We start from the raw sequence: 25703 nt of genomic DNA, 5'->3' as shown, positions 1-25703 counted from the left end.
CTTCGTATGTTACGTATATAAATTACGACCTTCCCATCCTACTGTACTCAATCTTTTGACATACACCCTTTTTCAATGTGATAATTATATTGCGTTCAATCCTATTGCTTCTTACGCGCTACAAATGCACCATTTTGAAATGCCAATAACACTGTTTCAAACATTTTATCTTCTTCAATCATTTTTATAAACTCAGCTAATTCACTCGCATGAGAAGTAGCATTATCGACAACAAGAAGACCTTGTGGTTGTAAAATGCGTTTTATATGTTCAAGCCACCACATGTATTGCGTACGCTCTGAATCTAGGAAAATAAAATCAAATGAATGATCTAGTTGTGAATCTAAAAATGCCCCTGCTTCTTGATTGTGAACATCAATCCTTTGCAACAAGTTTGCCTTTTCAAAATTGACAAGTGCCTCTCCAACTCGTTCTGAAGAAAGCTCCACAGTTGTTACATTTCCATTTGTTTCTTCTACCGCATTAGCTAACCACAATGTAGAATAACCATTAGAAGTTCCAATTTCTAAAATGTTTATTGCGCTACACCCTTTTACTAAAATTGATAAAAATTGCCCCATCTCACGAGAAATATTCCGTAATTTTTCTTCCCGTGTTTTTTTATTTCGATCATGCTCTTCTCCATATTGTTCAAGTTGAAATAATAATGAATTTAATGTATCCATTTTTTTCATCGCCTTTCTAAAGCAATATGATGAAAAAGCTCTTGTTGCTCGTCTACTTTCATTATATGCGAAACAAAAACCTTTTTCTCGTTATATGACAAAGATTTATAATTTTTTATAGCATATTGTTTCGTTTTTTGGTAAAGTTAATTTCTACGTGCAATTATTCCATTCATACTATTTTTAATTCAATTGCAGTTGTTAAATCATATAAACCCCATTTAAATGAATCGGTATTTCAAATTCAATTAAGCGCCCTTTCCGGACGCATTTTCTTTGTTTATATATTTCTAGAAGAAAGGATGCTTACAAATGAACGTGATTAGCTTAGATGCTGCTCGAAAACGAAAGCAGCACAAAAAATTAATGATTACTATACCGATTATTACACGTATTTATGAAGAAGACGGGGAAATTAAATTTGAGGTAGCTGGCGAAAAAGATGTACCTCTTGAAATGTTAGAAAAATAATAAAAAAACGCATTTCTGAAGAAATGCGTTTTTTATATTTTTACATTTAAATGCATAAGTTTTTCAGGATTAACCATCATATAAATGTTTGAAATCTTCTCATCCTCAAACGCAAACGAAAGAACATACGTTATTTTATTATTTATTGTAACTATTACCCCAGGCATACCATTTACCATTTTGAAATCAACAGTGTACTCTTCTGTCAATCGTTGTGCAATCCCAAAGAACAAACGTATAATTCGATCCGCAGAGTAAATCGGATGAATCGCAGTTGTAACTTTACCACCACCATCTGCTTTCAATATCGCATCTGTTTTTAATACTTCTAACATACCTTGCGCATCACCACATTGTAGTGATGATACAAACTTTTCAACATAATCAGCCATTTTCTTCGTACTTAATGTTGATTGCTTCGGCTTATCCAATATACTATTTCGTGCCCGTTGAAAGATCTTTCTACAGTTCACACTACTCTTATCAACAATTGAAGCTATTTCTTCGTATTCATAACTGAAAACCTCTCTTAATATGAAAACAATCCTTTCTACCTCAGACAGTTGTTGTAAAAGTAATAAATATGCTGTGGAAAGGGATTCTTTCATAACAAATGACTCTGATGGCTCATTACTTTCTTCTACAAGTGGCTCTGGTAACCACATCCCTACGTACACGTTACGTTTATGCGCTGCCGAACGTAATTTATCAATTGAACGATTTGTCGCCATCTTACACAAATATGCTTTCATATTTTCTATAGACTGAAGATCCTCTATATTATTTAACGAGATAAATACATCCTGAACGATATCCTCAGCATCCATAACACTCCCAAGGATTCTATATGCTAACGAAAATAATAATGGTTGATACGCTTCATATAATTGCTCCGTTTCCATGATGAACTCCCTCACTTTCTAATTGCTTTAAAATGTGTAACGCTGCACGTTTTCCACTTGCTACTGCAGCATCAGCTAATATTTCATCATGCCCAGTCCAATCACCTGCAACGTAAACACCTGGCATTTCAGGGATATTAGGACCTGATTTTTCAACTCGGTTTATATGAGGAAAATCATATACTACTGTTATTTTCGGTAAATATTGTTGCGCAACAACTTCTCTTTTCCAATTTGGATGTAGCAAATCCATTGTACTTTCTAACTGTTCTTTATCTTCATGAGTATGTTTCATCTCTAGTACAGGATTATGGTACTTAATTAAACTCACTGCAATTGATCCATCATCACTTAATTTAGCTGCTCTTGATTGATTCGTGAAAAATATAGGCTGATCTAACCCTAACGCAAATTGATGTGTCGGATTAGGTAATCGTCTCAAACCAATATCTAATGCAGCAACAGTAACCGGTACCGATTGTTCACTCCATCTATACAAACTTGTTCCTTCCACACCTTTAATTATGTTACAAGCTTCTTTCGGTGGAGTCGTCACAATGACTGTACCTACTTCAAATACCTCATCATCAAAACAATATATTCTTTGTTTATCTTCGTAATGCTCTATTTCCAAAACATGCTTTTTATCCAAAAATTGCACCCCGGCATGATTCGCAATGTCTCTTAATTTTGTTATTATCGTCTCCCAGCCACCATCTACATAAAATACCCCATCTTTTATCGAAAGCTGTATTTGCTTTAGTACAGATGATGCTAATTGTATTGTAGGAGCAAACGTATATGTTGTTGTTCGGCATAGCGCATAAAATATATTGCGAACCATTGGATCTTTTATTTCATTTTCTGCCCATGTAGTTAGGCTCACTTTTTGAACTTTTCTTACATCTAAATTCCCTAAACGAATCATAAGACGTGAGAATTGTACTTTTGCAGACCACGAAAGTAGTGGTGTTGATAAAATTGAACGGAAATCTGTTGGTATGGTGAAAATATCCCCTTTCCATATTCCATGTGCTTTTGTAGATGGAATTCCACCCGGTAGATTCATACCGAGCTCATTAAAAGTTAAAAATGCGGCTCCTCCTCTATATAAGGCGTGTGCACCAAGATTCATACAGATCCCATTTTTATTAATAGTCATCCCTCGACCACCAAAGCGATTGGACTTTTCTAAAACAATCACTTTTCTTCCAGCTTTCGCTAAATATATAGACGCTGTTAATCCAGCAAGGCCACCACCAACAATTGCTACATCAAATTTCTTCATAATAAAATCCCTCCTTATCGTTCTACATACAAGACGAACGATTAAGGAGGGATGTGACATGAAAATATATTTTTACTCATCTATTTTATTACATTATTTTTTTATTCGGTCATATTGCATACGAAATAACTCAATTGCAAATGGTATATCCTCTTCACTCTTTATATAATAACTGATCCATCCTGATTCAGGTAATACGTGATGTGGTTTGACCAATCCTTGGTTTACTAATTCATCCCGCTTTAACTTTGGAAATGGTAAATCGACTAACTTATCTCCATGCAGATGACCAAGTTCTTTCTTACCGTAATTTACTTCAATGCCGCCAAATCGATGCGGTTTTTCAGAAACACCCGCCCAGCTGAGCACTTCATTTCTAATCATTTCACTAAATGACATGAACCTTCACCCCTTATTAATGATTGATGTAATATTAAATTAACACGTTCTTTACTTTTTTCCATCAATCCAAAGTATGAATGGATATACGAATATAGTTTCATCTCAACACCTTTATTTTTTACATAATTAAAATAATTTCAAAGGGGATTTATTCTATTATATAGAATTACTATTAAAAATAATTTTAAGGGACGGATTTATATGAGCGAGGTATTATTACAAAAGGCAAATTATCTACAATCTAATGAATTAAAACTCTTGAAAAAAGCTATATATTTTGCAGAGCAAGCACATGATGGACAATACCGTCAAACTGGAGAACCATATATTATTCATCCTTTCGCAATTACAGAAATACTGCTAAATTATAAAGCTGACATTACAACATTGATTGCTGCCTTATTACACGATGTTGTAGAAGATACCGAATATTCTCTAGAAGAAATCGAATCACATTTTGGTGCGACTATTCGATATATTGTAAATGGATTAACAAAAGGAAAAAAACAACAAGATCAAAACAAAGTATTATACGAAGCAATTAACTTTAAAAAATTACTATTATCCTCTCAACATGATATACGTGTTGGCATTATTAAAGTTATAGATCGCCTTCATAATATAAAAACTTTGAATGTTAAAAAACCCGCGAAACAAGTAGCATATGCGAATGAAACATTAACACTTTTTGCGCCACTTGCAAAGCGACTTGGATTATATACAATCCAGTATGAATTAGAAAATCTTGCTTTTCAATATTTACATAAAGAAAGATATAGCAAGGTACTTAAATTCTTAACGGGATATGTTCCACATCTTCAAAAAAATATAACTGATTTAAGAAGAGCAATTCATTCTTTTTATGATACTAACCTTTCATTTGAAATAAACTATGAGTTCCCTCCGATTTATACTACTTACTCACAATTACAAGAAATACAAAACGTATCAGAGGTTTCACAAATTTGTATTACAACTACAAGTGTACTAGATTGCTATAAAATTCTTGGAATGATACATCAATTATACAATCCAACTATAAACTATTTCGAAGACAATATGGCACTTGAAAACAGCCATTTTAATAGCAATTTAAAAACTAAAATCAATATGAATGATACTGAACAAACAATTATCATTCAAACAAAACTTGCAAAAAGATAAAAAAATAATGGTATTTTTTCTTTATTGAATAATGAAACTATGGATATTCAATCCATATCTTATAAAATAATGAATGATACAATTGTGCATAACAATTTATTAACTACAGATCCAATTGCGTTCCACAATCTAGTATCGTACGAACTATTTGAAAATACCATAACGGCTTATACTTCAGATTTACAACCTATTTATTTACCAGATGGTGCTACAATTATTGATTTTACTTTCTCTGCATTTCCGAAAATTGCACATAACATGAAAAATGCAAAAGTAAACGGTATACCTGTTCCACTTAAAGCAAAGGTATCCCATTTTGACGTCATAGAAATCTACTTTGATTTAAAACAAAACTTGGTATTAGATTGGCTCAATTATGCCAATACCGCTAAAGCACAATTAATTATTCAGCAAAAACTATCATAAAAAATAGACCAATGCTTCTTATAAAAAGTATTGGTCTGTTTTTTATGATACGAAATACACCCCATATTCTTTATGGAATAAGCAAATTTAATAAGATACCAACAACTGCACACAACCAACAATAGACACATATCCTAATTTTGTAACCTTACTTACTAATAGAAAGGCAGGTAATACAATTGAGTTCCAATATCGACTACACTTCCCCCTCAATTAATTTCACTTATGATTTAAATAAAAGTAATTTTTTTCAGAAAGATGCTCAAAACTATATAAACGTACTTGGCGAGAAACAATTAAATACGTTAGAAAACACTTCTTTATTAGATATCTATTTAAGTACAGGAAATGTTGTAGAGCCGCACATACATCAAAATGCAGCTGAACTTGTTTACTGCATTTCAGGCTCTGCAGTTGTTTCTTTACTTAATCCTTTTACAAATCAAATATTAAACTTACCAATAAAACCGGGGCAAGTTGCCAACATTCCACAAGCGTGGTGGCATTATGAAATTGCTACAGCAGATAACACTCATTTATTAGCAATCTTCGACGCACCAACACCAGAAGTTATTTTTGGTTCTGACATGTTAAGATTAACTCCCACTAATATAATGGCCCATACTTACTGTCTCGATGAGCAACAATGGAAACAAGCGGTATCCCCTATTCAATCCACTACAGTAATCGGTCCTCCAGCAAATTGTAATCAGAACCGCGGAACGATACCCCCTGCAACTCATCCTCCTAATCCACAACAAAATTTATATTACCAAGATTCATATTATTTTCCTCTTTACTGGGGATATTAATTTATATTATGAAAGGACAATTATTTATCTCCTCGGAAAATACGTAGGAGATTTTTTTATTATATACCCATTCCTATTTATTATCGTAACAATTAATAGAATAGCTACATATAATAGTTATATATTTAATTGGAGGTGATAGTACTATGAGTAATTATAACTATCGAAAAAACTACTCTCATAATAAAAATAGTAGTTCATCAACATCCTCTCAGTCTTCGAATTCTCAATCTTCCAATTCCCAATCACAAAGAGACTTAGCCAATCAAGGCTATGTAAAGAAAAAAGGATGTAACTGTAATAAAAACAAATAGTTGATTACTAATTTGTACAATAACATTTTAACACTCACGATAAATAAATTACTTCCCTTTTATTTAAAAGATGAATTCTGTTTTTAATAGAATTCATCTTTTTTATTTATAGATAATTTTTCAAATCATATAACTTATTCCATAAACAATAGATTATAAATCATTAATTTTGATTTTTTTAACAAAGAGTACTTTCTCAATTGATTTATCACCTATCTTTCCATAAAATATAGCCCACCCTAATAAAATTAGGATGGGCTATATACAAACGCCAATTCAAATTTCAAACAGGCGTTGTAACAAACTAGACGATATTTATACCTGCACTTACAAATCCAGCTACTGCAGCTATTGGACTTGCTGCTGTTAAGGAAACATATAATAATACTTTATCCCCAGCTGCTACTGGAATAGCTTCAGGTATGATCCCTGATGCTGTAGAACCAATTGCTATTGCAGCAAATGCTGGTGTTAATAATAGAGGTGCGCCTTGTACTGTAAACGTATTACTTGCAGCTGGTGCAGTTAATATTTGTATCTGCACTTGAACAGGTGATAATGGAGATAATGCAGCTGTTGCACTAAAGAAACCTGCTAATGACGTAATAACACCTGCGCGTGGTGCTACAAATGCATAATCACCTACACCTAACGCTAACGTGATACTTGTTCCACCCGTTAAAGCTATACCAGGCTGACTAAAACCAAACCCAAGGAGAGTTCCTGTATTAGCTATTAACGCGTTAACTAACGCAGCTGGTGTTGTACCCGAAGCGAATGGAATAATAGCTCCGCCACCAGTTGCTCCAGTTGCTCCCGTTAGGCCTGTTGCTCCTGTCGGGCCTGTTGCTCCTGCTAGACCTGTTGCTCCTGTCGGGCCTGTTGCTCCTGTTAGACCTGTTGCTCCTGTCGGGCCTGTTGCTCCTGCTAGACCTGTTGCTCCCGTTGGGCCTGTTGCTCCTGTTAAACCTGTTGCACCACCAGTACCTGCTGGACCCGTCGCTCCTGTTGGACCTGTTGGACCTGTCGCTCCTGTTGGACCTGTTGCTCCTCCTCCTGGACCTGTTGGACCTGTTGGACCTGTTGCTCCTCCTCCTGGAGTAGCACCAATTAGTTGAACTAATAAGTTTAATAGAAGTTGTAAGCTTGCAGGATCAAGAATTAAAGAGAAGAAGAATGGTGCAAGAGCACTGAAGAATTGTTGTAATAAAGAAAGTAATTGACTTAGATTTGGATTAGGGGATTGAAGTAAGTTAATAATACTTTGAATTAATTGTTTTAAGAAATTTCCTTCTGGAGAAGGTGCTAATTCATTTAGCAAGTTCAATAGCTGAGTAAACAAATTGAGTAAAGCTAATCTGTTTGCATCACTTGGATTTGCAAAAAACGCTGCAATAGCCGCAATTAAAGAGTTTAGTAAAGTTATTAATCTTCCTAATTGTTCGCTAGTAATTGGAACTGTTTGTGGATTGTTACAACAATCTGGTGTGAAAACAATCGGATTATTGCAGTTGTTATGACCAAAACAATCATTATGTTTCATTTATTTCCTCCTTACCTTTCTTTTATTTGAGTATTTTCCTATTATAAGAACTATAAAATTGTGCATAGATTTAATTCACTTAAAATAGGAAACATGAATAATAATTAAACTTTAAAACGTTATTTAATTATGTTCATGACTCACATATTAATTATATGTTTTTAATAATTGACTGCTTAGATTAAACACCTAAACTTAAAAGTTTATTTTATTTTTCCACGTTTATCTCTTAGGTTTAAAAGCACATTTTAATTTAAATATTAAAACTAAGCATTAGCATATAACCAATAACTTACAAATAATAAGTAATAACACCACCTTTTCAAATAAATAACAATAATATCTTTACTTAAATTGTGTTCCCTCTATTATCATAAAGCCGTTTCTATTATCAAAAACTCTCATACAATATAGTGGACAAGTTATTGTATACTTCGTTCCAAAAAACAATATAGGGAGTGAGAATTAATTGCCAATTATTCAACCATTTATGGCATCTAGAAGATTTACATCTACATTAGGAGCTGGTACAGGAACAGGTGCAGCTTTTGCAATTGCTGCTACAGCTTGTTTAAACGATGCTGGCACTACTGCAACTGCTTTTCCGACTTTTACGTATTACAACTTATATGTAAACGGCATTCTTCAACCTAGTGTGAACTCCAGTGTTACTACTGGACCTACTGGTGCTATTACAATTCCTGGCGGAGATGCATTAGACGGTGGAATTCCAATTACAATCGAATTTATCGTCACTTAGTTTTAACTATTTTAATGTAGAGCAAAAAGACAGATCCTTCTTATTTAAGAATCTGTCTTTTTTAATTAATAATGATAAATTGTAAAATAATTGAAGAACCTTGTGATGGTGGTTGATTATCTAATAAAGTTAGCTGGCCAGTACTAACCTGATATAATGGCTGTGGTTGAAGTATTCCATTAATAAACAAATTAATGTACGAAACCTCATCAGGAGATAATATGTGAGTTGTACCATATTGAGCTAGCCCATCTGAATCTGTATATGTAAGTTTTTCTCCATCTGAAAAAGTGTAAAATAATAAATTAGTTGTTGTTATGGGGCCAATAACGCCAGTTGGACCTGTTGTTCCTGTTACTCCTGTTGCCCCTGTTACTCCTGTTGCCCCTGTTGCTCCCGTTGATCCTGTTGTCCCTGTTACTCCTGTTGCTCCTGTTGTCCCTGTTACTCCTGTTGCTCCCGTTGTTCCTGTTGATCCTGTTGTTCCCGTTGTTCCCGTTGCTCCCGTTGACCCTGTTGCTCCCGTTGTTCCCGTTGTTCCTGTTGTTCCTGTTGCTCCCGTTGTTCCCATTGCTCCTGTTGCTCCCGTTGACCCTGTTGTTCCTGTTGTTCCCGTTGTTCCTGTTGCTCCTGTTGCTCCTGTTGTTCCTGTTGCTCCTGTTGCTCCTGTTGCTCCTGTTGTTCCTGTTGTTCCTGTTGCTCCCGTTGCTCCTGTTGACCCTGTTGCTCCCGTTACTCCTGTTGCTCCCGTTGCTCCCGTTGACCCTGTTGATCCTGTTGCTCCCGTTGATCCCGTTGCTCCTGTTGCTCCCGTTACTCCTGTTGCTCCCGTTGCTCCCGTTGACCCTGTTGCTCCCGTTGACCCTGTTGCTCCTGTTGCTCCCGTTGATCCCGTTGGAATATAAATTGGCGGAAGAACCGGAAAAGTAGGTCCAATATTTTCTGGTCTTACCATACCTTTATTCAAAGATAATTTTTCATCGCTGTTCAATTTACTACCTCATTTCACATTTTGTTTACTAATTAACAAAATAAACCCTCTATCATTTTAGAAAAATTCCATAACTACTTTTTCATACTCAAATGATTTTACATAAAGTAAACTTTTTACCGTTACTATAACTAGTAGTATTAATATAATAAAATGATAGTTCCATTCCAAAATACTAAATCGGTTACATTTCAATTTAAAAATGAGGTGATTTATATTCAAGATAAGAATGAAAAAATGAAAAAAGGACTATTATCAATAGCTCTTGAAATTATACTTCCATACAGGCTTACAGGTCCTACTGGGCCTACAGGCATTACTGGGCCTACAGGCATCACCGGGCCTACAGGCATCACCGGGCCTACAGGCATCACCGGGCCTAATATTACAACAAACTCCATGTTCGCTAATAATACGTCAGGTGGTCCCATTTCAGTTATATTAGGCGGAACTAATATCCCACTTTCTAATAACCAAAGTCTCGGTAATTTTACAGTGAATGCTTCAAATGATATATTTACAATTCCTGTTACTGGGAGATATTATTTAACCTATCAAGTTAATACAACAACTGCACTACTTGCTGGTACAAGGCTACTATTAAACTCTTCGACTCCACTTTCCGGATCTATTTTTTCTCCCGCATTATCAACTTCAAATTATAATAATAATTTAATAATTAATTTAACTGCTGGTAATACAATTTCACTTCAACTATTCGGCGTATTATCCATAGTTAATTTAGTTGGAGGTGGTTCAACAGGCGCCTCTTTAACAATTATACGAATCGATTAAAAAATGATTCATTCTTTTTATAATAATCATTCTTAAATGCTAAAATAGTAACTACTAGGTCATTCCTTTAGTTTATATTTTAATAACTTCACGTAAGTGATTATGCAATAAGAGATACTTTGTACTATATTCATAGTACAAAGTATCTATACTAAATTTTCCGTATATACATTATCAATTTACACTCCTCACTGCTAATGTTACATTGAACATGAAGATAGTTTCTCAAATGCGAACCATCTCAAAACATATTTGAGAAACATACTCCAATCCTATACGCGAGAGCAACACTATGTTGACACTCAAATGAGTGTCTTTTTTTGTGGATTATAAAAAATAAAAACCATCTCTTATAGATGGTTTTATCATTACGCCTTTCTTTGTTTTTCAAGGTAGCTGTAAATTTATGAAGTTGAATAATAAATAGTCATATTTAACCGGGTTTGCGTTCTTCCAAAATTACGATAGGAATGCGGTCTATCCGCCTTAAAGCGAATTGAATCCCCGCTATTTAATTTATACTGACAATCATTTACTTCAATTGTCAATTCCCCTTCAAACACCGTTATAAATTCTTCAGTCCCTTCTTTATGACCTTCCGAATTTAACTTTCCTTCTGTTTCAATTTCAACCGTATAGATTTCAAAGTTCCTATCATCTTGGAAAGGAAAAGAAGGATACACTTTATATCTTCCATTGTCTTCTGATAATACTTGAACATCATTTCGTAAAACAACTTTCGTATCCGGTTGCGGATTATTGATTAAAGAAGTAAAAGACACTTTCAAACCATTCGCAATTTTCCATATCGTTGTTAATGTTGGACTTGACTCTCCACGTTCAATTTGTCCAATCATCGTTTTACTCACACCTGTTAATTGGGAAACCTTTTCTAAACTTAATTTTTCTTTTTCTCGAATTGTTTTTAAATTTTTCGCCAGAATAAGTTGAATTTCTTCCATAAGAAACACCCCTACACTATATACAATATAACGACCGTTATGTATAATAAAAAGCACACGTTATATAGTTCTTTTCAGTCATTATAACATACAAAATACTTAGGGGGTTTTGAAATGCCTATATTTTCTTTTTTGTTATTTGTTTTTATAAGTAGCTTCACACCCGGACCCAACAATTTTTTAGCTATGACATACGCTAATCAACATGGTTTAAAAAGGAGTATGCAATTTTGCTTCGGAGTAGCTTTCGGTTTTTTCATCCTCACTTCCTTATGTAGTTTCTTTAATATTGTATTAATTAAAATCCTACCTATAATCGAATTCCCTTTAAAAATCTTAGGTGTAGCATATATGCTATATTTAGCTCTTAAAATACTCACAAGTAAAACTAGCATAAATCCCAATGAAAAATATAATAAAAATTTATTTACAGTTGGGATTTTCCTTCAGTTTATTAACCCTAAAGGAATACTATTCGGACTAACTGTAGTATCAACTTTTATTCTTCCTTACTACAATTCATATTCAAATTATCTACTTTTTTCATTATTTCTAGGTGTAGTTGGATTAATGAGCACATTTAGTTGGACATTATTCGGTTCCATGTTTCAAAAACTTTTGTTGAAGCATACTAAATCATTTAACATCATTATGGCCGTTTTATTAGTTTTCAGTGCGCTTTCCATTATAACCAATTAAATTTCCTTTATTAAAAAAGAGGATTACTCAATAAAAGTATCCTCTTTTTGAGGCCGAGTGATTTTTCTGTTTCACTAAAATAAAATCTTTACTTAACTTCATACCACCAGCCTCTACGCTCAAGGTAATCCGTCATTCTTTTAAGTTGCGGCCTCTACTTTTTATCATTCATTTTAAAATCTCTTTATAATAATACAGAAAAATACGCTATAATATAAGTTATTGTTCTTTAGGAGGGGTTTAATGGCTGATAAGTATAAATTTTTAATTCTTGTTGTTACAGCATTTTTTTCTTTCTTTTCCTTAATAAAAGATTTCCGTAACACTTCAAAAAGTTTCTTTTGGGGAAGCTTTGCAATTCTAACAAGCTTTATATTATTATTAACACACGCTTTAGAGTTAACTCCAATACTTCTCCATTCAGCCCAGATGGCTCTTGAGATTATTACAATACCTCGTAAATTATTGTTCCCGTCTGGCACTGAAGTTGCTAGTATTTGCTAACAATTCGTGTATCTAAAAAAATTCAAGTCTATATTTCTAATTATCTTTATAAATATAAAAATGCGGTTTCTCCTTTCTAGAGAAACCGCACCATATCAAAATTCTTATTAAATTTTAAACTGACTCGTATACAGATCAAAGTAAAACCCTCTATCTTCCATGAGAGATTCATGATTCCCTTTTTCTATAATACTTCCATCTTTTATAACAAGGATTTGATCTGCTTTTTCAATCGTTTTCAGTCGATGAGCGATTACGAAACTTGTTCGACCTCTCATTAAATTGTTTAGTCCTTCTTGTATTTGTAATTCTGTTCTCGTATCAATATTAGATGTTGCTTCGTCGAGAATTAATATATCTGCATCTGCTAAAATTGCCCGTGCAATCGCAAGAAGTTGTTTTTGTCCTTGACTTAAATTCGATCCTTCTGAAGCAATTTTCGTTTCATATTGATTCGGTAAATGTTTTATAAAAGAATGTGCAGATGCTGCCTTAGCTGCATTGATTACCTCTTCATCACTAGCATCTAATCGACCATAACGTATGTTATCCATAATCGTCCCAGCAAATAAATACGTATCTTGTAAAACTACTCCTATTTTACTTCGCAACGAATTCATATCATATTCTTTTATGTTTTTTCCATCAATATGAATTTGTCCTTGCTGTATATCGTAAAAGCGCGTTAGCAAATTAATGATTGTTGTTTTGCCCGATCCAGTTGGACCTACTAAAGCAATTGTCTCCCCTGGCCGCGCTTTAAGACTCACTTCTTTTAAAATCGTTTTATTTTCCTCATACCCAAATGAAACATTCTCGAGTGCAACATGTCCTTGTAAATTTTGTACAACGAATGCATCTTTTTTATTTTTGATTTCCGGTACTTCATCCATAATTTCAAAGACACGTTCCCCACCAGCCACTGCCGCTTGAATCGTATTCATTAAAGTTGCGAATTGACTGAGTGGTCTTGAGAATTGACGAGAATAATTAATAAAAGCTGCAATGACACCTACTGTTGTCATTCCATTTAAAGCCATTACTGACCCAGTCCCAATTACAAGTCCCATACCTAAGTTGTTAATAAAGTTCATACTCGGAAAAATAAAAGCTGAAAATGTATCCGCCTTCGTTGCAGAAACTCTTAGCTGTTCATTAATTTTATTGAAATTTTGTACGGTTTCTTTTTCTTTCCCATATAACGTTGTAACATCCGCACCTGTTATAGCTTCCTCAATAAATCCATTTAATTCTCCTAAATCTTTTTGACGCTTTGCAAAGTTTTTACCACTATAAGCAACTAGTTTTTTTGTAACGAAAAACATAATAGGTACTGTAATTAAAGTAACAATCGCTAAAATCCAATCTAATGCGAACATCGCAATCGTCACACCTATAAAAGTTAGCGCTGATGAAATAATTTGTACAACACTTTGTGTCAACGCTTGATTCAAATTATCTATATCATTTGTTACACGACTCATTAAATCCCCTTGAGAACGTACATCAAAGAACCGTAAAGAAAGCGTTTGGATTTTCTCAAAAATATCTTGTCTTATTTTTTGTATCGTTTTTAATGCAACGTTAACCATGACAAATGTTTGTAACCAAGTTAAAAACACTGTAATACCATAAATTGCGATAAGTAACATGCACATTCTTGCTGTGCCATTTAAATCTTTCGGTACAATATATTGATCTATAATTACTCCCATTAAATAAGGACCTAATAATCCAAGTAACGTTGTAGCAAATACTAAAAATATAACGAACGTAAGAGCAGCCTTTTGATAGCCCATATAGTTCCATACTCTCATCACAGTTCCTTTCGTATTTTTAGCCTTCCCCATCTTTGTTGCGTTACGCCCACCTTTATTAGCAAATTGCCCTTGAAAATTACGCATGTTCTTTCCCACCTTCCTTATACAAATTGCCACCTTGGGAAAGATAGATTTCTTGATAAACCTCGCATTGTTCTAACAGTTCTTTATGTGTACCATCACCAACTAATTCACCATTATCTAACACGAGAATTTTATCAGCATCTATTATTGATGAGATTTTAGAAGCAATTAATAATGTTGTTGTTCCTTTATATTCTCTCCTTAATGCTGATTGAATGTTAGATTCTGATTTAGCATCAACTGCTGATGTAGAATCATCTAATACAAGAATAGATGGCTTTCTCACAAGCGCCCTTGCAATGGATACACGTTGTTTTTGTCCACCTGATAAATTCGTCGCACCTTGTGTTACATGATATTGATAAGAATCTTCCAGTTTGTTAATAAACTCAGTCGCACAAGCTGATGAAGCCGCCACTTCCAGCTCTTCCTTCGTTGCATCTTCTTTTCCATAACGTAAGTTCTCTTCTATACTACCTGAAAACAACAATGCCTTTTGAGGTACAAACCCGATTGAACCACGAAGTTTTTGTAAATCGTATGCCTTAACATTTATTCCATCAATACATATTTCACCTTGATCAACATCGTATAAGCGTGGTAACAATTTTGCTAAAGTAGATTTACCACTTCCTGTAGAACCGATAACCCCTACTTTTTCACCTTTACATATGCGAAATGAAATATCTTTTAAAACATATTCATTATTTTTCGTATAACTATAACTAACATTTTTAAAATCAATATTCCCCTCAATTTCCTTAGGTACAAGCGCATTTGTTTCGCTCGTAATATCAACCTCAGTATTTAAAACTTGCTGTACTCGATCCGCAGACGGAAATGCTCGCGCGATTTGCATAAATACCATACTGATAGACATAAGTGACATTAAAATGATATTCAAATAATTTATAAACGCTAATATAGCTCCTACTTGAAGAGTCCCGTTAAATACTTTTTCTCCACCAATCCATAATGTTGCGACAATCCCTCCGCTTACAACTAACATTATGATTGGCATCATTAAGGAAATAAGCTGCACCGCTCGAATATTTATCTTCGTTAAATTTGTATTAACATTTCCAAACTGATTAATTTCATATTTTTGTCTTACATACGCTTTAATAACACGTACTCCAGATAAATTTTCTTGTAACTTTGTATTCACTTTATCTAATGCTTCTTGCACCTTTTTGAACGTCCCGCTCGCTTTACTCGCAATGAATATAATGGCAAGTAATAAAATTGGAACGACTACGAGTAATATAGGAAATAACTCGCGTGCTGTCACAAAAACAATTATGATACTTCCGATAAATAACAAAGGACCACGAACGAGAACACGTAATGTCATCGTCATCGCCGATTGAATAGATGTAATATCATTTGTCACTATCGTTAATAACTTTCCAGTTCCAAACGAATCACGATTTTCACTAGAAAATGTTTCTATTTTCGTAAACACATTTTTTCGTATGTCAGTAGCGAAATTAACAGCTGCTTTTGTAGAATACATCATACACCCAAGCCCTCCAACTAAACCGAGTGCTGCAGCTCCTATCATAAGAAGTCCCATTTTTATTACATAATTCATATCCCGATTTGCTATCCCAACATCAATAATATGTTGCATAATAGTCGGTTGAATTAAGTCCATCGCAACCTCAAGTACCATAAATAGTGGTCCAATAATAGCGAAGAACATGTATGGTTTTAAATACTGTAATAATTTACGAAATGATTTCATACATAATCTCCTTTTCCCATGAAATTACCCCCGAATAACTCATATCCCTCCTTATTTAAGCGCTGTAGTTTGTAATTTCTTTCTTATTCCTAATTATATTATGTAAATTAATATTTAACATTATTAAATGATAAGCATTAATGACTTTACGGTCAATAAATGTGCTTTTTATTATATACATATAAAAACCGCATTCCTAATGAAAAGAATACGGTTTTTCATCTATATTTTTTCAGTTGTAAACTCTAAAAACTCAGTCTCAAATCCATTATTTTTAGACGGACTACACGTGTAAAAACCTATTTTAATAGGCTTATTTCCTATATCCTCCATCAAATGAGCGATTCTTATTTGTTCCCATTGGTGGATCTTCTTCACATATATTGTATAATCACCACGTTTACGAACAATTCGAAAACGCAGTTGCTCGTTAGCTAATTCTGTCGGAAAGTCTTGCGTGGACCAATCGGAATATCCATTATTCGTTACGACAGCTCCTAAATGAGATGGACCATCTGGAATATATTCTAATGAAGTTTTCAGCCAACACTTTTCCGAAACCATAACAAAAAGACCAGCTTGATCGAATTTTGAATTTGGATTCATACGCAATTGAACTTCAGCTTGAAAGTCTGTCATCGTCTCTGTATAAAATACATGACCATTCATTACTTCGAATCCATAATGTGTTTTAAGCCAAAAATCTGTTTCGGCTTTCGAGCGGACAATAAGCGCATGATTGTTATTAAGCTTATAATATTCAGGTACATTCATTATAGTAAGTTGCTCAATATGTTCTGGTATATGTGATATTTTCATAGTTCCTCCTTAATAAAGCATCTATATACACATTTAAAATTCTACTAATACTGGGAATTTATAACCTTTCAAATCCAACTCTCTATTACTTCGAACCATTAAATACTTACTTGATTGTAATTCTGTAAACTGTACATCCTCAACCCCTAATTGATCTGGAGAGAAGTAAAATTCGATTTCTGTAAATCTTTCAGCGATCTCCCCACATATTTCATCTAAAACTGGAATTACTGGTGCAAACACTCCATATAATTTCAACTTTTCATTATCTACTTCATACACAATTAGAGCATCTAGTTTCTCTGAATAATACAATTTCTCATTCCATTCCGAATTGTACATATTCAAATAAAACGAAGGATGGAAGTTTAATGTTGAAAAATTATTTGAAAGTCTTTGGCTACTATCTATAGTTTCATGTATTAATTTTCTATCCTCTTCCATATAATAATCTAGCTCTCTAAGTAAGGAATCATTATTATTCTTTTTATCATATGGAATAGTCATCAAATACTCCTGCACAACTTTAAAACCATATGATGTATATAGTTCAGGTTTTTCCGTAAACAATAATGTGCATTCACATTTCTTATCGATTTCTTCTATCATTTTACTCATTAATTGCGTCATGAGTCCTTGTCTTCGAAAATTAGGGTGTGTCATTACCGATTGAATGCCTGCTGCATTTATTCTTTCACCATTCACTAGCAATGGTAACGAGAATACCGCAACGTTTGCAATCGCTTTATCTTCTTGTAAAAATGATAAAGCTTTATATGTATCATCCCAATAACCTCTCTCTGAAAAATCATGCAATGTTTGACTTGGAATCCCAAACACTTCTTCAAATAAAGGAAATAACTGCTCTCTTTTCGGTTCTTCTAAAAGAAGTTTTTCAAAACTTTCAACATTCCCCATGTTGTCCCTCCATATGTTAATTCCATCAAATTAGATATAGTTGTAGAACCTGCTCTTAAAGTAATAGGTCTTACCAATCAATATACTATCATAAAATATAAAAAAAAAGTCTAATTAATTTTATGTTTCGACTATTCGAAAACAAGTCGAATAAAACAATATTAGGATTTTTGGATATTAATGAGTTTATTATATAAAAATAGCGCTTTCTAATTCGTTTTTACTAATAGAAATACACTATTTATAATAAAAGATTTTTATTCTTTTATCCCTTCAAGTCTTTCCTTCGTATTAATTTCTTCTCCACTTATACGCTTTTCAAAAGACTTTCTCCAACTACTTGAAAGTGCATTTACTTCTAATATCCTTTTTATCCCTTCAATATTTTGCTTTTCCTTGTGCATGATACGGTTAGCAAACGCTACTGAAACACCCTTTGGATCAGACTGTAGTCTTTTTAAAGTATCGACTGATGATACCCATCCTTCTTTTAATACGCGAAAATAAAACCCTGTATATCCTGTTTCTTGAAAATATAGTGGTAACTTCGGGATATTGTATTTCTTAGCTAATTTAAAACAAGGTTGCCTTGGCTGCGTTACTTGTACAACTGCTTCTCCAATTTGAAATGTATCACCAATACAAACATCCTCTTCGCGCATATCACTAACTGTTATATTTTCTCCGAAAGCCCCATATACAAGATCTTGATTCAACTCTTTTTCCCAGTATGGATAGTGATCACCAGTATAAACACAAACTGCTTTATCTACTCCTCCATGATGAACTAAGTCAGCTTGTCCATCCCCATTAAATTTTACAAAAGATAAATATACCGGTTCCTTTACTTGTTTCTTATTTATGCCTGTATGAATTACTTTTCCGCCGTATGTAACCTCTTTTGGTAATCCTATATTTAAAGATAATAATTGATATTCATTAGCCATTCTATTTCCTCCTTTAAAGGTGTTACATGTATTTTCTCTCGGTTAATTTTTATAACCCTCTCTGTTATATAAAGATGATTATAAAACCTCTAAAATCATTGTTCAATTCAATTATTTATATAATAATGATAGGTATATCCTATTATTATACTTGAGGTGATTCCAATCGAATTACGACAACTTGAATACTTTTTAGCTGTTTCAAAAGAATTACATTTCACAAAAGCAGCTGAGAAATTAAATATTTCACAGCCTTCACTAAGTCAACAAATACGTGCATTAGAGCATGAAGTTGGAATGCCCCTTTTCGATCGAATTGGTAAAAAAATATCTTTAACCGAAGCTGGGAGGATTTTATTATTACATAGTAAAACAATTTTTCATGAAGTTGAACAAGCCCGTTCTGCTATTCAAGATTTAAACGGATTACAACAAGGTTCCTTAACAATTGGATCATTATTAACCGTCGTAAATTACTTACTACCACCAGCTATTTTAAATTTTAATAATTTATATCCCAATATAGAACTTTCTGTATTAGGACTTCGCACAGGAGATATTCGTGAAAAATTATTACAAAACGAACTAAATATTGGCATTACATTTCTACCGGTGCAAGATAAAGAAATTATTTCTATCCCTCTCTACAAAAGTGAACTTATAATAGTCGTACCAACTGGTCATCAATTAGCTGAACATAATCATGTATCTATTGCTGAATTGCAGAATTACCCTTTAATTCTTTTACCTAAAAATTTCTTTTTAACCGAATTAATTACATCCCATTGTCAAAAATTCAACTTTAAACCAAAACCAATTTTAGAAATTAGTACAATGGAATCTTTAATCCAAATGGTTTCAAAAGGCATGGGGATTACAGTTTTACCAAAACCGTATATAGACTTTTTACAAAATAAAAACATTCAAGCTATTAAAATAGAAAATCCTACTCCAATAATAGAAATAGGGCTTATTTATAGAAAAGATAAATATATGTGTGCTGCAACTCGAGAATTTATTAAACAATTGAAACTAACCGTACATTCTTTACAAAATTAAACGAACAAAAGAGATTATCCTATGAAGTCATTTCATAACGACCTAGTAGAATAATCTCTTTTCATAATGAAATAAAGTATTAACTATAAATTTTAGTGTACCTTTTTGGAAATTGGAATATATTTTGTAAAATAAGCCCCAACTAACAATAATACGATTGAAAATAGCACTGTCAACATACCGCCGAACTGAAACCAATATGCGAACAAATTAAAAATTGCAAGTGAAAAGAAACAAATTGAAGTTAATGCACTCTTCAATCCTTTTATTTCTGCTTTTTTTCTTTTTTGATACGCAATATACATGGAAACGGCTAAAAAAATGATAAAAACAATCATTAATAAAATGTTTAGCATCGGTAATCCCTCCAGTATAAATAACCTCCTTCGGTGCTACCATATTACCCCATTTACCCTTTTGGAATCAATTTATTATTCTCTTCTCTCCAAAAATCAGTATAAGTTTTATTTTCAAAGTTCACATTCACCTCAGAAAAAGGAAGACTCCCTCCAACCTCCAACGAGTACCAGTCATTTAAAAGTGGAGACCCGAAACAAATATTCATTGTGCATTCATGCAAATCAAATAATACGGAATGTAAAGTTCCAAACCATTCTTCATAATTATGCACCGTCAGCCCGGCAGGATATTCTTTTTGTACTAATCCTTTTAAAGACTCTATACTCACTTGTTCATTTCGATTTAAATGTTCATACAATGTGTGATATCGGTTTGTAGATTGTTCTAATCTTCTACTATTCAGTTTTTGAATAGGTAAACTAATTGCGTGGTTTGTTGATACGATAAAATCTTGGCTTTCCTCAACAATTGTGATTATTGATTTATATCCATCAAATATTTCAATACATACTGCATCTACAGGGTCGGCTACTATTAGATTCATATTACTAGCAATTGGTATTTCTTCTATTAGTGACTTAGCCTCCTGCACATTTTTGCATTTCTCCAATAATACTCTAATGACCGCAAAACATTGTAAACCACTTACCGCTGGCTTTCTTAAACCCGCAATATTTCCAACCGGTTGACCACATGCTGAAAATGTAACAGATAATCCATGCTCGTTAACTCCTTCCGTTCGGCCAAAATATTGAGTAGAAAAGCCACTATGTGCATATGCACCTTCAACATGAGTCGAACAAAAACGCATATCATCTATTACTGGTGACAAATCATAGTTTCTTAATACATAAGTATGCTTTAAATCTGTCTTTTTAGGTAAAACAGCACAATGGCTACAACCTGCTTTTAATAGTGTTTGATAATAATACATCATATTTTCAGATGAAATTTTTAATACTTCACAAAACCCTTCAATCTCTTCATTAATTCCTGGACAATAATTATGTAATATGTTCCTAGATTCTGTCCAATGCTGATGCGATATTACATTTTCTTTCTGTATAAATTGCGGAATAAGGTAAGGATGTTGTTTTACAAATTCCCCTTGTTGCTTACCGATTTCATAATGACTTCCTTTTAGCGATGAAAAATACCCCTTTACTTGATACATCTAATTCCCCCTTATTGAATTTATCCATATCGTACCAAATAAATTGTATTCATTCTTGATGTTTTTTACTGTCTTTCAAATCAAATACGGCTGGAATAAAGCGAACAGTTATAAAATAAAAACTAGGAAACTGTAATCTTTAACAGTTCCCTAGTTTCCTTCATACTAAATGATTCCCTCTTCCACCATCGTTTCTGCAATTTGCACCGAGTTCCACGCCGCACCTTTTAATAAATTATCGGAAACGATCCAAAGATGGAATCCGTTTGGTGTATCAGGATCTTTTCTAATTCTACCGACAAATGTATCTATTTTCCCTTCTGCGTATAATGGCATTGGATACAGCTGTTCACTAGGGTTATCCTGCAAAATAACACCTGGTGCATCAAACAATACTTCTTTAATTTCTGCAACAGTTGCTTCTTTTTCAAGCTCTATATAAACCGATTCTGAGTGACCTGATATAACTGGAACACGCACACAAGTAGCTGCCATTTTCAAGTTTGGGTCTTCTAAAATTTTCTTCGTTTCTTGTATCATCTTTACTTCTTCAAAGGTGAAATCATTATCCGTGAATATATCTACTTGAGGAAGTACATTAAATGCAATTGGATAATGTTTTTTATCTTTTTTCGCTGGTAATATAGTACTCTCCACTTCTTCACCTGCAAGTATTGACTTAGCCTGTTCTTTTAATTCTTGAATTGCATGAATACCAGAACCCGATACAGCCTGATAAGTGGAAACGATAATTCGTTCTAATCCGAATACTTTTCGTATTGGCTGAAGAGCTGTTACCATCTGTAATGCTGAACAATTCGGAACTGCTATTATCCCTTTATGTTCCTTTAAAGTGTGCGCATTTACTTCCGGAACAACAAGAGGTACATCACGTGCCATTCGATATTCACTTGTGTTGTCAATTACGATGGCACCGCTAGAGACAGCTTGATTTACAAATTGTCTAGAAACTTCTCCTCCAGCGCTAAAAAAGGCAATATCTACCCCTTCAAAGCTATTTATTTTTGCTTCTTGTATAATGATCTCTCGCCCTTTAAATTGTACTGTCTTACCAGCCGATCTTTTTGACGAAAGTAACGTAACTTCAGTTATATTAAACTTTGTTTCTTTTTCTAACAGTTCAATAATTTTCTGACCTACTGCACCCGTAGCTCCAACAACAGCTACATGATAGCCCTTTTCACTCATCTTTTCTCCTCCAATGGTAAATGAATAAATATTTCTACAATTTTATTTTATAAGGAATTTAATCATTTGGAAAATTGAAATACGTGATATAATCATTCACAAATCATGATAATAAAAGAGGGATTGTTTATGGAAATGAGACACGTTAAAACATTTTGTGCGATTGTTAAGTATGGTGGTTTTTCTAAAGCTGCTCATGCATTAGGTTATGCGCAATCTACAGTTACAGCGCATATGAAAGCATTAGAGAACGATTTACATATTCCTCTTTTCGATCGGTTAGGAAAAAAAGTACTTCTTACAAAAGCAGGTCATCAATTTCATCCTTATGCTTTAGAATTACTTGCAATTTATGAAAAAGCGCAAGAAATCCCTCAAAATACCGATCAATTAGAAGGTACATTGAGTATTACATCAAACGAATCATTAGCCGTGTACCGTTTACCACAATTATTACGCGCTTATAAACAGAAAAATCCGAAAGTAAATATCGTACTTGAAACAAACACAAACGAACAAGCATTACAAAAATTACGTGAAGGAGAAACAGACGTTGTCTTCATAATTGGAGAAAGTATAGAACATAATGATTTTATTACACGTACTTTTAGTAATGAAACATTTGGATGGATTTTACCTCCCCATTACTGTATACACTCTAACCCATTTTATTTATTAAAGGATACTCAGTTTATTTTTACCGAACAAAGCTGCGGTTATAGACCAATGGTAGATCGTTTTTTACGTCAAAGCGGGAATATTCCAGCTAAAACATTTGAAACGTCCAACGTTGAAGTTATTAAACAATCTGTTATGTGTGAGTTAGGAATTTCAATTCTTCCTTACATCGTTGTACAAGAAAGTTGTCAAAAAGAGCAACTCTGTTTTCAGCCTATTGAAACTCCAACAGTTATTCAAAGCCATGTAATCTATCATAAATCTAGATGGATTTCTCCTGTAGTACAGTCGTTTCTTTCACTATTAAAGGTTATGAAAGTATAAAATAATATGAAAGAAAACATGAGTTGAAATCCTTTAAAGAATATCAACCCACGTTTTCTTTACTACCACTTATATAGTCATCTTCTTTTTATTAGGTGATGTTTTTTCTTTAACTAGAACAAATATGATTGGAAGGACAAGTAAACTAGCAATTGCACAGATTGTTCCTAAAGAAAAAAACGGAAATCCATTACTTATGGCAAGTGACGCTACGCCAGAAGCAATAGTCATCCCAATATACATGGCAGAGCTATTTAATGCCATTACAGTCCCTCGCACAGCTGGTTTTAATTCTGAAATTAGTGCCGTTAATGATGCTTGTCCAAATCCAATAAATAAACTCCAAATAATATGTACAATAATTGCAATTACTAGATTTTCTGTGGAAAGCGAGAATAACATTACACTAATTGAGGATACAATGCTCGCAATGACTATAACACTCTTCTTTCCTATTTTATCAGCTAATTTTCCACCTAAAATATTACCAGCTACACTACCAACTCCTGCCAAAAAAATTACTATACCTATTTTACCAACAGAAATTCCAAAATTATTCTCATAATAAACACCTATGTATGAAAACATGCCATGTAATCCAATTGTCCATAGAAACGTTGCTAATAATGCAAATAAAACTGATATATTTACTACAGTCATTTTCAATGGTGCATCCACCATTTCCGTTAAAGAAACATGCACATCCTCTCTCTCTTTTTCATTTCTTAATATGTGATTAATTAGTAATGTCAGAAATAAAGTTAAAAGTCCTATACTATAAAATGTCCATTGCCAATTTCCTATTTCAGATAAAAATGCGCCTATAGGTACTCCAATGACTGTTGAACCTATCATTGCTCCCATAATTGTTCCCATCGCTTTTCCTCTTGACTCATATGTAACTTTATCTCCTACTAATGCAAAAATACTTGGCATAATCATTGCACCAGATAAACCTGTTAGACCGCGAAATAATAAAAGAATTTCAAAATTCTTCGCTAATCCCGTACAAAATGTAGAAATAGAAAAAATAATAAACCCTATTATAATCATACGTTTCCTTCCAACTCTATCAGACATCATTCCAAATACGGGTGCAGTTATTCCATAACAAAGTGCATAAATAGTAATTAATAACCCTCCACTCCCATCAGGGATACTAATTGTTTCTGTAATTACTGGTAATAAAGGTGCCACTAATAATGAATCTAATCCAACAAAAAAAGCTACAATTGCCAAAATACGTATCATTGACTTTAACTCCATATATAACTCCCCTTTATTTCACATATGAAATAATTATTTATTATTATCCCTTCTTTAATTTTCACTGTACTAGTTTTTATTTCACATATGAAGTATTTATATAAATAAAAATGTAACAGAATGTTACATTTTTACTATATTTAATTCAAGTGTTTCTTCCACTTTAATAATAAAGCCTCTAAAAGTCCTTCTTCTTCTTTCGTAAAACAACCACAATTCTCTTTTAAAAAATCACTATATTGCACATCTACTTGCTTTTTCGTCTCTTCACCTTTTTTAGTTAAATAAACGAGCGTTTCACGTTGGTCATTCGGGTTCTTCTCTGTCATTACGTAACCATCTCGCTTCATCCGTTGAATCATTGTTGTCATATTACTTGGAACACATCCCATGTTTTCAATTAACTTTGACATAGATACTTTCCCAGATTTTGCGAGTACTTGAATCACTCCAAATTGTACATAACTTATATCATATTGTTCAATTGCCTTATCTAGATTTTTTTGGAGTAAATGATAAACATCACGAATATTACCGTAAAGCTCTCTGTTATTCATATGTAAGCCCCTCTATTTTATT

The 25703-nt window shown here is 33.3% G+C and carries 25 protein-coding genes and 2 pseudogenes; 9 read left to right on the top strand and 18 right to left on the bottom strand.

Features of this window, described 5'->3' with window-relative positions:
• Positions 1-101: 101 nt before the first annotated feature.
• Positions 102-695, bottom strand: a complete 594-nt coding sequence (locus tag ACTFR9_RS04895; RefSeq protein WP_001997477.1) for an O-methyltransferase — start codon at positions 693-695, stop codon at positions 102-104.
• Positions 696-998: 303 nt separating this feature from the next.
• Here ACTFR9_RS04895 and ACTFR9_RS04890 point away from each other — a divergent pair, with 303 nt between their 5' ends.
• Entirely contained in the window at positions 999-1157 is a 159-nt protein-coding gene (locus ACTFR9_RS04890; RefSeq protein ID WP_001100984.1) for a hypothetical protein, read from the top strand.
• A 32-nt stretch (positions 1158-1189) separates the two neighbouring features.
• Here the strand turns inward: ACTFR9_RS04890 and ACTFR9_RS04885 are convergent, their stop codons facing one another.
• The 3 genes from ACTFR9_RS04885 to ACTFR9_RS04875 all read right to left on the bottom strand — a co-directional run bounded on the left by ACTFR9_RS04885 (position 1190) and on the right by ACTFR9_RS04875 (position 3746).
• Entirely contained in the window at positions 1190-2059 is an 870-nt protein-coding gene (locus ACTFR9_RS04885; RefSeq protein WP_000447134.1) for an RNA polymerase sigma-70 factor, read from the bottom strand.
• Entirely contained in the window at positions 2037-3347 is a 1311-nt protein-coding gene (locus ACTFR9_RS04880; RefSeq protein ID WP_000712990.1) for a phytoene desaturase family protein, read from the bottom strand. The genes ACTFR9_RS04885 and ACTFR9_RS04880 overlap by 23 nt, the downstream gene beginning before the upstream one ends.
• A gap of 93 nt (positions 3348-3440) precedes the next feature.
• On the bottom strand, positions 3441-3746 hold the full coding sequence (locus ACTFR9_RS04875) for a luciferase domain-containing protein (protein ID WP_229136343.1): 306 nt from the start codon (positions 3744-3746) through the stop codon (positions 3441-3443).
• Between the two features lie 204 nt (positions 3747-3950).
• Between ACTFR9_RS04875 and ACTFR9_RS04870 the strand changes: the two are divergent.
• Together ACTFR9_RS04870 and ACTFR9_RS04865 are read left to right on the top strand one after the other, a co-directional pair.
• Positions 3951-5339 (top strand): annotated as a pseudogene (locus tag ACTFR9_RS04870) (HD domain-containing protein).
• 179 nt (positions 5340-5518) lie between these two features.
• Positions 5519-6151 (top strand): cupin domain-containing protein, encoded by a 633-nt coding sequence (locus tag ACTFR9_RS04865; protein ID WP_000097590.1) that lies wholly within the window; start codon positions 5519-5521, stop codon positions 6149-6151.
• A gap of 618 nt (positions 6152-6769) precedes the next feature.
• Here ACTFR9_RS04865 and ACTFR9_RS04860 read toward each other — a convergent pair.
• On the bottom strand, positions 6770-8008 hold the full coding sequence (locus tag ACTFR9_RS04860) for an exosporium glycoprotein BclB-related protein (RefSeq protein ID WP_101219165.1): 1239 nt from the start codon (positions 8006-8008) through the stop codon (positions 6770-6772).
• 469 nt (positions 8009-8477) lie between these two features.
• Here ACTFR9_RS04860 and ACTFR9_RS04855 point away from each other — a divergent pair, with 469 nt between their 5' ends.
• Entirely contained in the window at positions 8478-8768 is a 291-nt protein-coding gene (locus tag ACTFR9_RS04855; protein ID WP_001121647.1) for a DUF4183 domain-containing protein, read from the top strand.
• Between the two features lie 61 nt (positions 8769-8829).
• On the opposite strand, the gene ACTFR9_RS04850 is transcribed toward ACTFR9_RS04855, so the two are convergent.
• Complete coding sequence (locus ACTFR9_RS04850; RefSeq protein ID WP_229136344.1) at positions 8830-9759, bottom strand: DUF4183 domain-containing protein; 930 nt, start codon at positions 9757-9759, stop codon at positions 8830-8832.
• Between the two features lie 207 nt (positions 9760-9966).
• On the opposite strand from ACTFR9_RS04850, the gene ACTFR9_RS04845 reads away from it, so the two are divergent.
• Positions 9967-10554 carry a BclA C-terminal domain-containing protein gene (locus ACTFR9_RS04845; RefSeq protein ID WP_074563712.1) on the top strand — a complete coding sequence of 196 codons (588 nt, stop codon included), beginning with the start codon at positions 9967-9969 and terminating at the stop codon, positions 10552-10554.
• A 404-nt stretch (positions 10555-10958) separates the two neighbouring features.
• Here the strand turns inward: ACTFR9_RS04845 and ACTFR9_RS04840 are convergent, their stop codons facing one another.
• Positions 10959-11573, bottom strand: coding sequence for a helix-turn-helix domain-containing protein (locus ACTFR9_RS04840; protein WP_142385779.1), 615 nt, complete (start codon positions 11571-11573; stop codon positions 10959-10961).
• Positions 11574-11630: 57 nt separating this feature from the next.
• Here ACTFR9_RS04840 and ACTFR9_RS04835 point away from each other — a divergent pair, with 57 nt between their 5' ends.
• Positions 11631-12215 carry a LysE family translocator gene (locus ACTFR9_RS04835; protein WP_103141560.1) on the top strand — a complete coding sequence of 195 codons (585 nt, stop codon included), beginning with the start codon at positions 11631-11633 and terminating at the stop codon, positions 12213-12215.
• Positions 12216-12303: 88 nt separating this feature from the next.
• On the opposite strand, the pseudogene ACTFR9_RS04830 reads toward ACTFR9_RS04835, so the two are convergent.
• Positions 12304-12363: pseudogene (locus ACTFR9_RS04830) on the bottom strand (N-acetylmuramoyl-L-alanine amidase C-terminal domain-containing protein); the annotation flags it as partial.
• 95 nt (positions 12364-12458) lie between these two features.
• On the opposite strand from ACTFR9_RS04830, the gene ACTFR9_RS04825 reads away from it, so the two are divergent.
• Entirely contained in the window at positions 12459-12719 is a 261-nt protein-coding gene (locus ACTFR9_RS04825; protein ID WP_000774128.1) for a hypothetical protein, read from the top strand.
• A gap of 107 nt (positions 12720-12826) precedes the next feature.
• Here ACTFR9_RS04825 and ACTFR9_RS04820 read toward each other — a convergent pair whose 3' ends face one another.
• The 5 genes from ACTFR9_RS04820 to ACTFR9_RS04800 all read right to left on the bottom strand — a co-directional run bounded on the left by ACTFR9_RS04820 (position 12827) and on the right by ACTFR9_RS04800 (position 19054).
• Positions 12827-14623, bottom strand: a complete 1797-nt coding sequence (locus ACTFR9_RS04820; protein WP_001243538.1) for an ABC transporter ATP-binding protein — start codon at positions 14621-14623, stop codon at positions 12827-12829.
• Complete coding sequence (locus ACTFR9_RS04815) at positions 14616-16370, bottom strand: ABC transporter ATP-binding protein (RefSeq protein ID WP_000834810.1); 1755 nt, start codon at positions 16368-16370, stop codon at positions 14616-14618. The genes ACTFR9_RS04820 and ACTFR9_RS04815 overlap by 8 nt, the downstream gene beginning before the upstream one ends.
• Before the next feature lie 222 nt (positions 16371-16592).
• Entirely contained in the window at positions 16593-17189 is a 597-nt protein-coding gene (locus tag ACTFR9_RS04810; RefSeq protein WP_000703153.1) for a DUF1349 domain-containing protein, read from the bottom strand.
• Between the two features lie 33 nt (positions 17190-17222).
• Positions 17223-18107, bottom strand: a complete 885-nt coding sequence (locus ACTFR9_RS04805) for a GNAT family N-acetyltransferase (RefSeq protein ID WP_000528697.1) — start codon at positions 18105-18107, stop codon at positions 17223-17225.
• 257 nt (positions 18108-18364) lie between these two features.
• On the bottom strand, positions 18365-19054 hold the full coding sequence (locus tag ACTFR9_RS04800) for an MOSC domain-containing protein (protein WP_001262994.1): 690 nt from the start codon (positions 19052-19054) through the stop codon (positions 18365-18367).
• Between the two features lie 156 nt (positions 19055-19210).
• Here ACTFR9_RS04800 and ACTFR9_RS04795 point away from each other — a divergent pair, with 156 nt between their 5' ends.
• Complete coding sequence (locus tag ACTFR9_RS04795; protein ID WP_000612253.1) at positions 19211-20113, top strand: LysR family transcriptional regulator; 903 nt, start codon at positions 19211-19213, stop codon at positions 20111-20113.
• Between the two features lie 92 nt (positions 20114-20205).
• On the opposite strand, the gene ACTFR9_RS04790 is transcribed toward ACTFR9_RS04795, so the two are convergent.
• The 3 genes from ACTFR9_RS04790 to ACTFR9_RS04780 all read right to left on the bottom strand — a co-directional run bounded on the left by ACTFR9_RS04790 (position 20206) and on the right by ACTFR9_RS04780 (position 22856).
• On the bottom strand, positions 20206-20469 hold the full coding sequence (locus ACTFR9_RS04790) for a hypothetical protein (RefSeq protein WP_000932119.1): 264 nt from the start codon (positions 20467-20469) through the stop codon (positions 20206-20208).
• Positions 20470-20522: 53 nt separating this feature from the next.
• On the bottom strand, positions 20523-21647 hold the full coding sequence (locus ACTFR9_RS04785) for a C45 family autoproteolytic acyltransferase/hydolase (RefSeq protein ID WP_000285218.1): 1125 nt from the start codon (positions 21645-21647) through the stop codon (positions 20523-20525).
• A 165-nt stretch (positions 21648-21812) separates the two neighbouring features.
• Positions 21813-22856, bottom strand: a complete 1044-nt coding sequence (locus ACTFR9_RS04780; RefSeq protein ID WP_001290626.1) for an aspartate-semialdehyde dehydrogenase — start codon at positions 22854-22856, stop codon at positions 21813-21815.
• Between the two features lie 129 nt (positions 22857-22985).
• On the opposite strand from ACTFR9_RS04780, the gene ACTFR9_RS04775 reads away from it, so the two are divergent.
• Positions 22986-23858, top strand: coding sequence for a LysR family transcriptional regulator (locus ACTFR9_RS04775; RefSeq protein ID WP_074610295.1), 873 nt, complete (start codon positions 22986-22988; stop codon positions 23856-23858).
• A 69-nt stretch (positions 23859-23927) separates the two neighbouring features.
• Here the strand turns inward: ACTFR9_RS04775 and ACTFR9_RS04770 are convergent, their stop codons facing one another.
• Both ACTFR9_RS04770 and ACTFR9_RS04765 read right to left on the bottom strand, forming a co-directional pair.
• Complete coding sequence (locus ACTFR9_RS04770; protein WP_000421208.1) at positions 23928-25124, bottom strand: MFS transporter; 1197 nt, start codon at positions 25122-25124, stop codon at positions 23928-23930.
• Positions 25125-25264: 140 nt separating this feature from the next.
• On the bottom strand, positions 25265-25681 hold the full coding sequence (locus ACTFR9_RS04765) for a MarR family winged helix-turn-helix transcriptional regulator (protein ID WP_001065034.1): 417 nt from the start codon (positions 25679-25681) through the stop codon (positions 25265-25267).
• Positions 25682-25703 lie beyond the last annotated feature (22 nt).

This window comes from Bacillus cereus group sp. MYBK222-1, assembly GCF_051916425.1.
GTDB lineage: Bacteria > Bacillota > Bacilli > Bacillales > Bacillaceae_G > Bacillus_A > Bacillus_A paranthracis.
This window is presented reverse-complemented; position numbering and strand designations above follow the sequence as displayed.

What these genes read in the sequence shown, in the direction of transcription:
- ACTFR9_RS04895 (WP_001997477.1), bottom strand. Translation starts at nt 695, where the DNA reads ATGAAAAAAATGGATACATTAAATTCATTATTATTTCAACTTGAACAA.
- ACTFR9_RS04890 (WP_001100984.1), top strand. Translation starts at nt 999, where the DNA reads ATGAACGTGATTAGCTTAGATGCTGCTCGAAAACGAAAGCAGCACAAA.
- ACTFR9_RS04885 (WP_000447134.1), bottom strand. Translation starts at nt 2,059, where the DNA reads ATGGAAACGGAGCAATTATATGAAGCGTATCAACCATTATTATTTTCG.
- ACTFR9_RS04880 (WP_000712990.1), bottom strand. Translation starts at nt 3,347, where the DNA reads ATGAAGAAATTTGATGTAGCAATTGTTGGTGGTGGCCTTGCTGGATTA.
- ACTFR9_RS04875 (WP_229136343.1), bottom strand. Translation starts at nt 3,746, where the DNA reads ATGTCATTTAGTGAAATGATTAGAAATGAAGTGCTCAGCTGGGCGGGT.
- ACTFR9_RS04860 (WP_101219165.1), bottom strand. Translation starts at nt 8,008, where the DNA reads ATGAAACATAATGATTGTTTTGGTCATAACAACTGCAATAATCCGATT.
- ACTFR9_RS04835 (WP_103141560.1), top strand. Translation starts at nt 11,631, where the DNA reads ATGCCTATATTTTCTTTTTTGTTATTTGTTTTTATAAGTAGCTTCACA.
- ACTFR9_RS04825 (WP_000774128.1), top strand. Translation starts at nt 12,459, where the DNA reads ATGGCTGATAAGTATAAATTTTTAATTCTTGTTGTTACAGCATTTTTT.
- ACTFR9_RS04820 (WP_001243538.1), bottom strand. Translation starts at nt 14,623, where the DNA reads ATGCGTAATTTTCAAGGGCAATTTGCTAATAAAGGTGGGCGTAACGCA.
- ACTFR9_RS04815 (WP_000834810.1), bottom strand. Translation starts at nt 16,370, where the DNA reads ATGAAATCATTTCGTAAATTATTACAGTATTTAAAACCATACATGTTC.
- ACTFR9_RS04810 (WP_000703153.1), bottom strand. Translation starts at nt 17,189, where the DNA reads ATGAAAATATCACATATACCAGAACATATTGAGCAACTTACTATAATG.
- ACTFR9_RS04805 (WP_000528697.1), bottom strand. Translation starts at nt 18,107, where the DNA reads ATGGGGAATGTTGAAAGTTTTGAAAAACTTCTTTTAGAAGAACCGAAA.
- ACTFR9_RS04800 (WP_001262994.1), bottom strand. Translation starts at nt 19,054, where the DNA reads ATGGCTAATGAATATCAATTATTATCTTTAAATATAGGATTACCAAAA.
- ACTFR9_RS04790 (WP_000932119.1), bottom strand. Translation starts at nt 20,469, where the DNA reads ATGCTAAACATTTTATTAATGATTGTTTTTATCATTTTTTTAGCCGTT.
- ACTFR9_RS04785 (WP_000285218.1), bottom strand. Translation starts at nt 21,647, where the DNA reads ATGTATCAAGTAAAGGGGTATTTTTCATCGCTAAAAGGAAGTCATTAT.
- ACTFR9_RS04780 (WP_001290626.1), bottom strand. Translation starts at nt 22,856, where the DNA reads ATGAGTGAAAAGGGCTATCATGTAGCTGTTGTTGGAGCTACGGGTGCA.
- ACTFR9_RS04775 (WP_074610295.1), top strand. Translation starts at nt 22,986, where the DNA reads ATGGAAATGAGACACGTTAAAACATTTTGTGCGATTGTTAAGTATGGT.
- ACTFR9_RS04770 (WP_000421208.1), bottom strand. Translation starts at nt 25,124, where the DNA reads ATGGAGTTAAAGTCAATGATACGTATTTTGGCAATTGTAGCTTTTTTT.
- ACTFR9_RS04765 (WP_001065034.1), bottom strand. Translation starts at nt 25,681, where the DNA reads ATGAATAACAGAGAGCTTTACGGTAATATTCGTGATGTTTATCATTTA.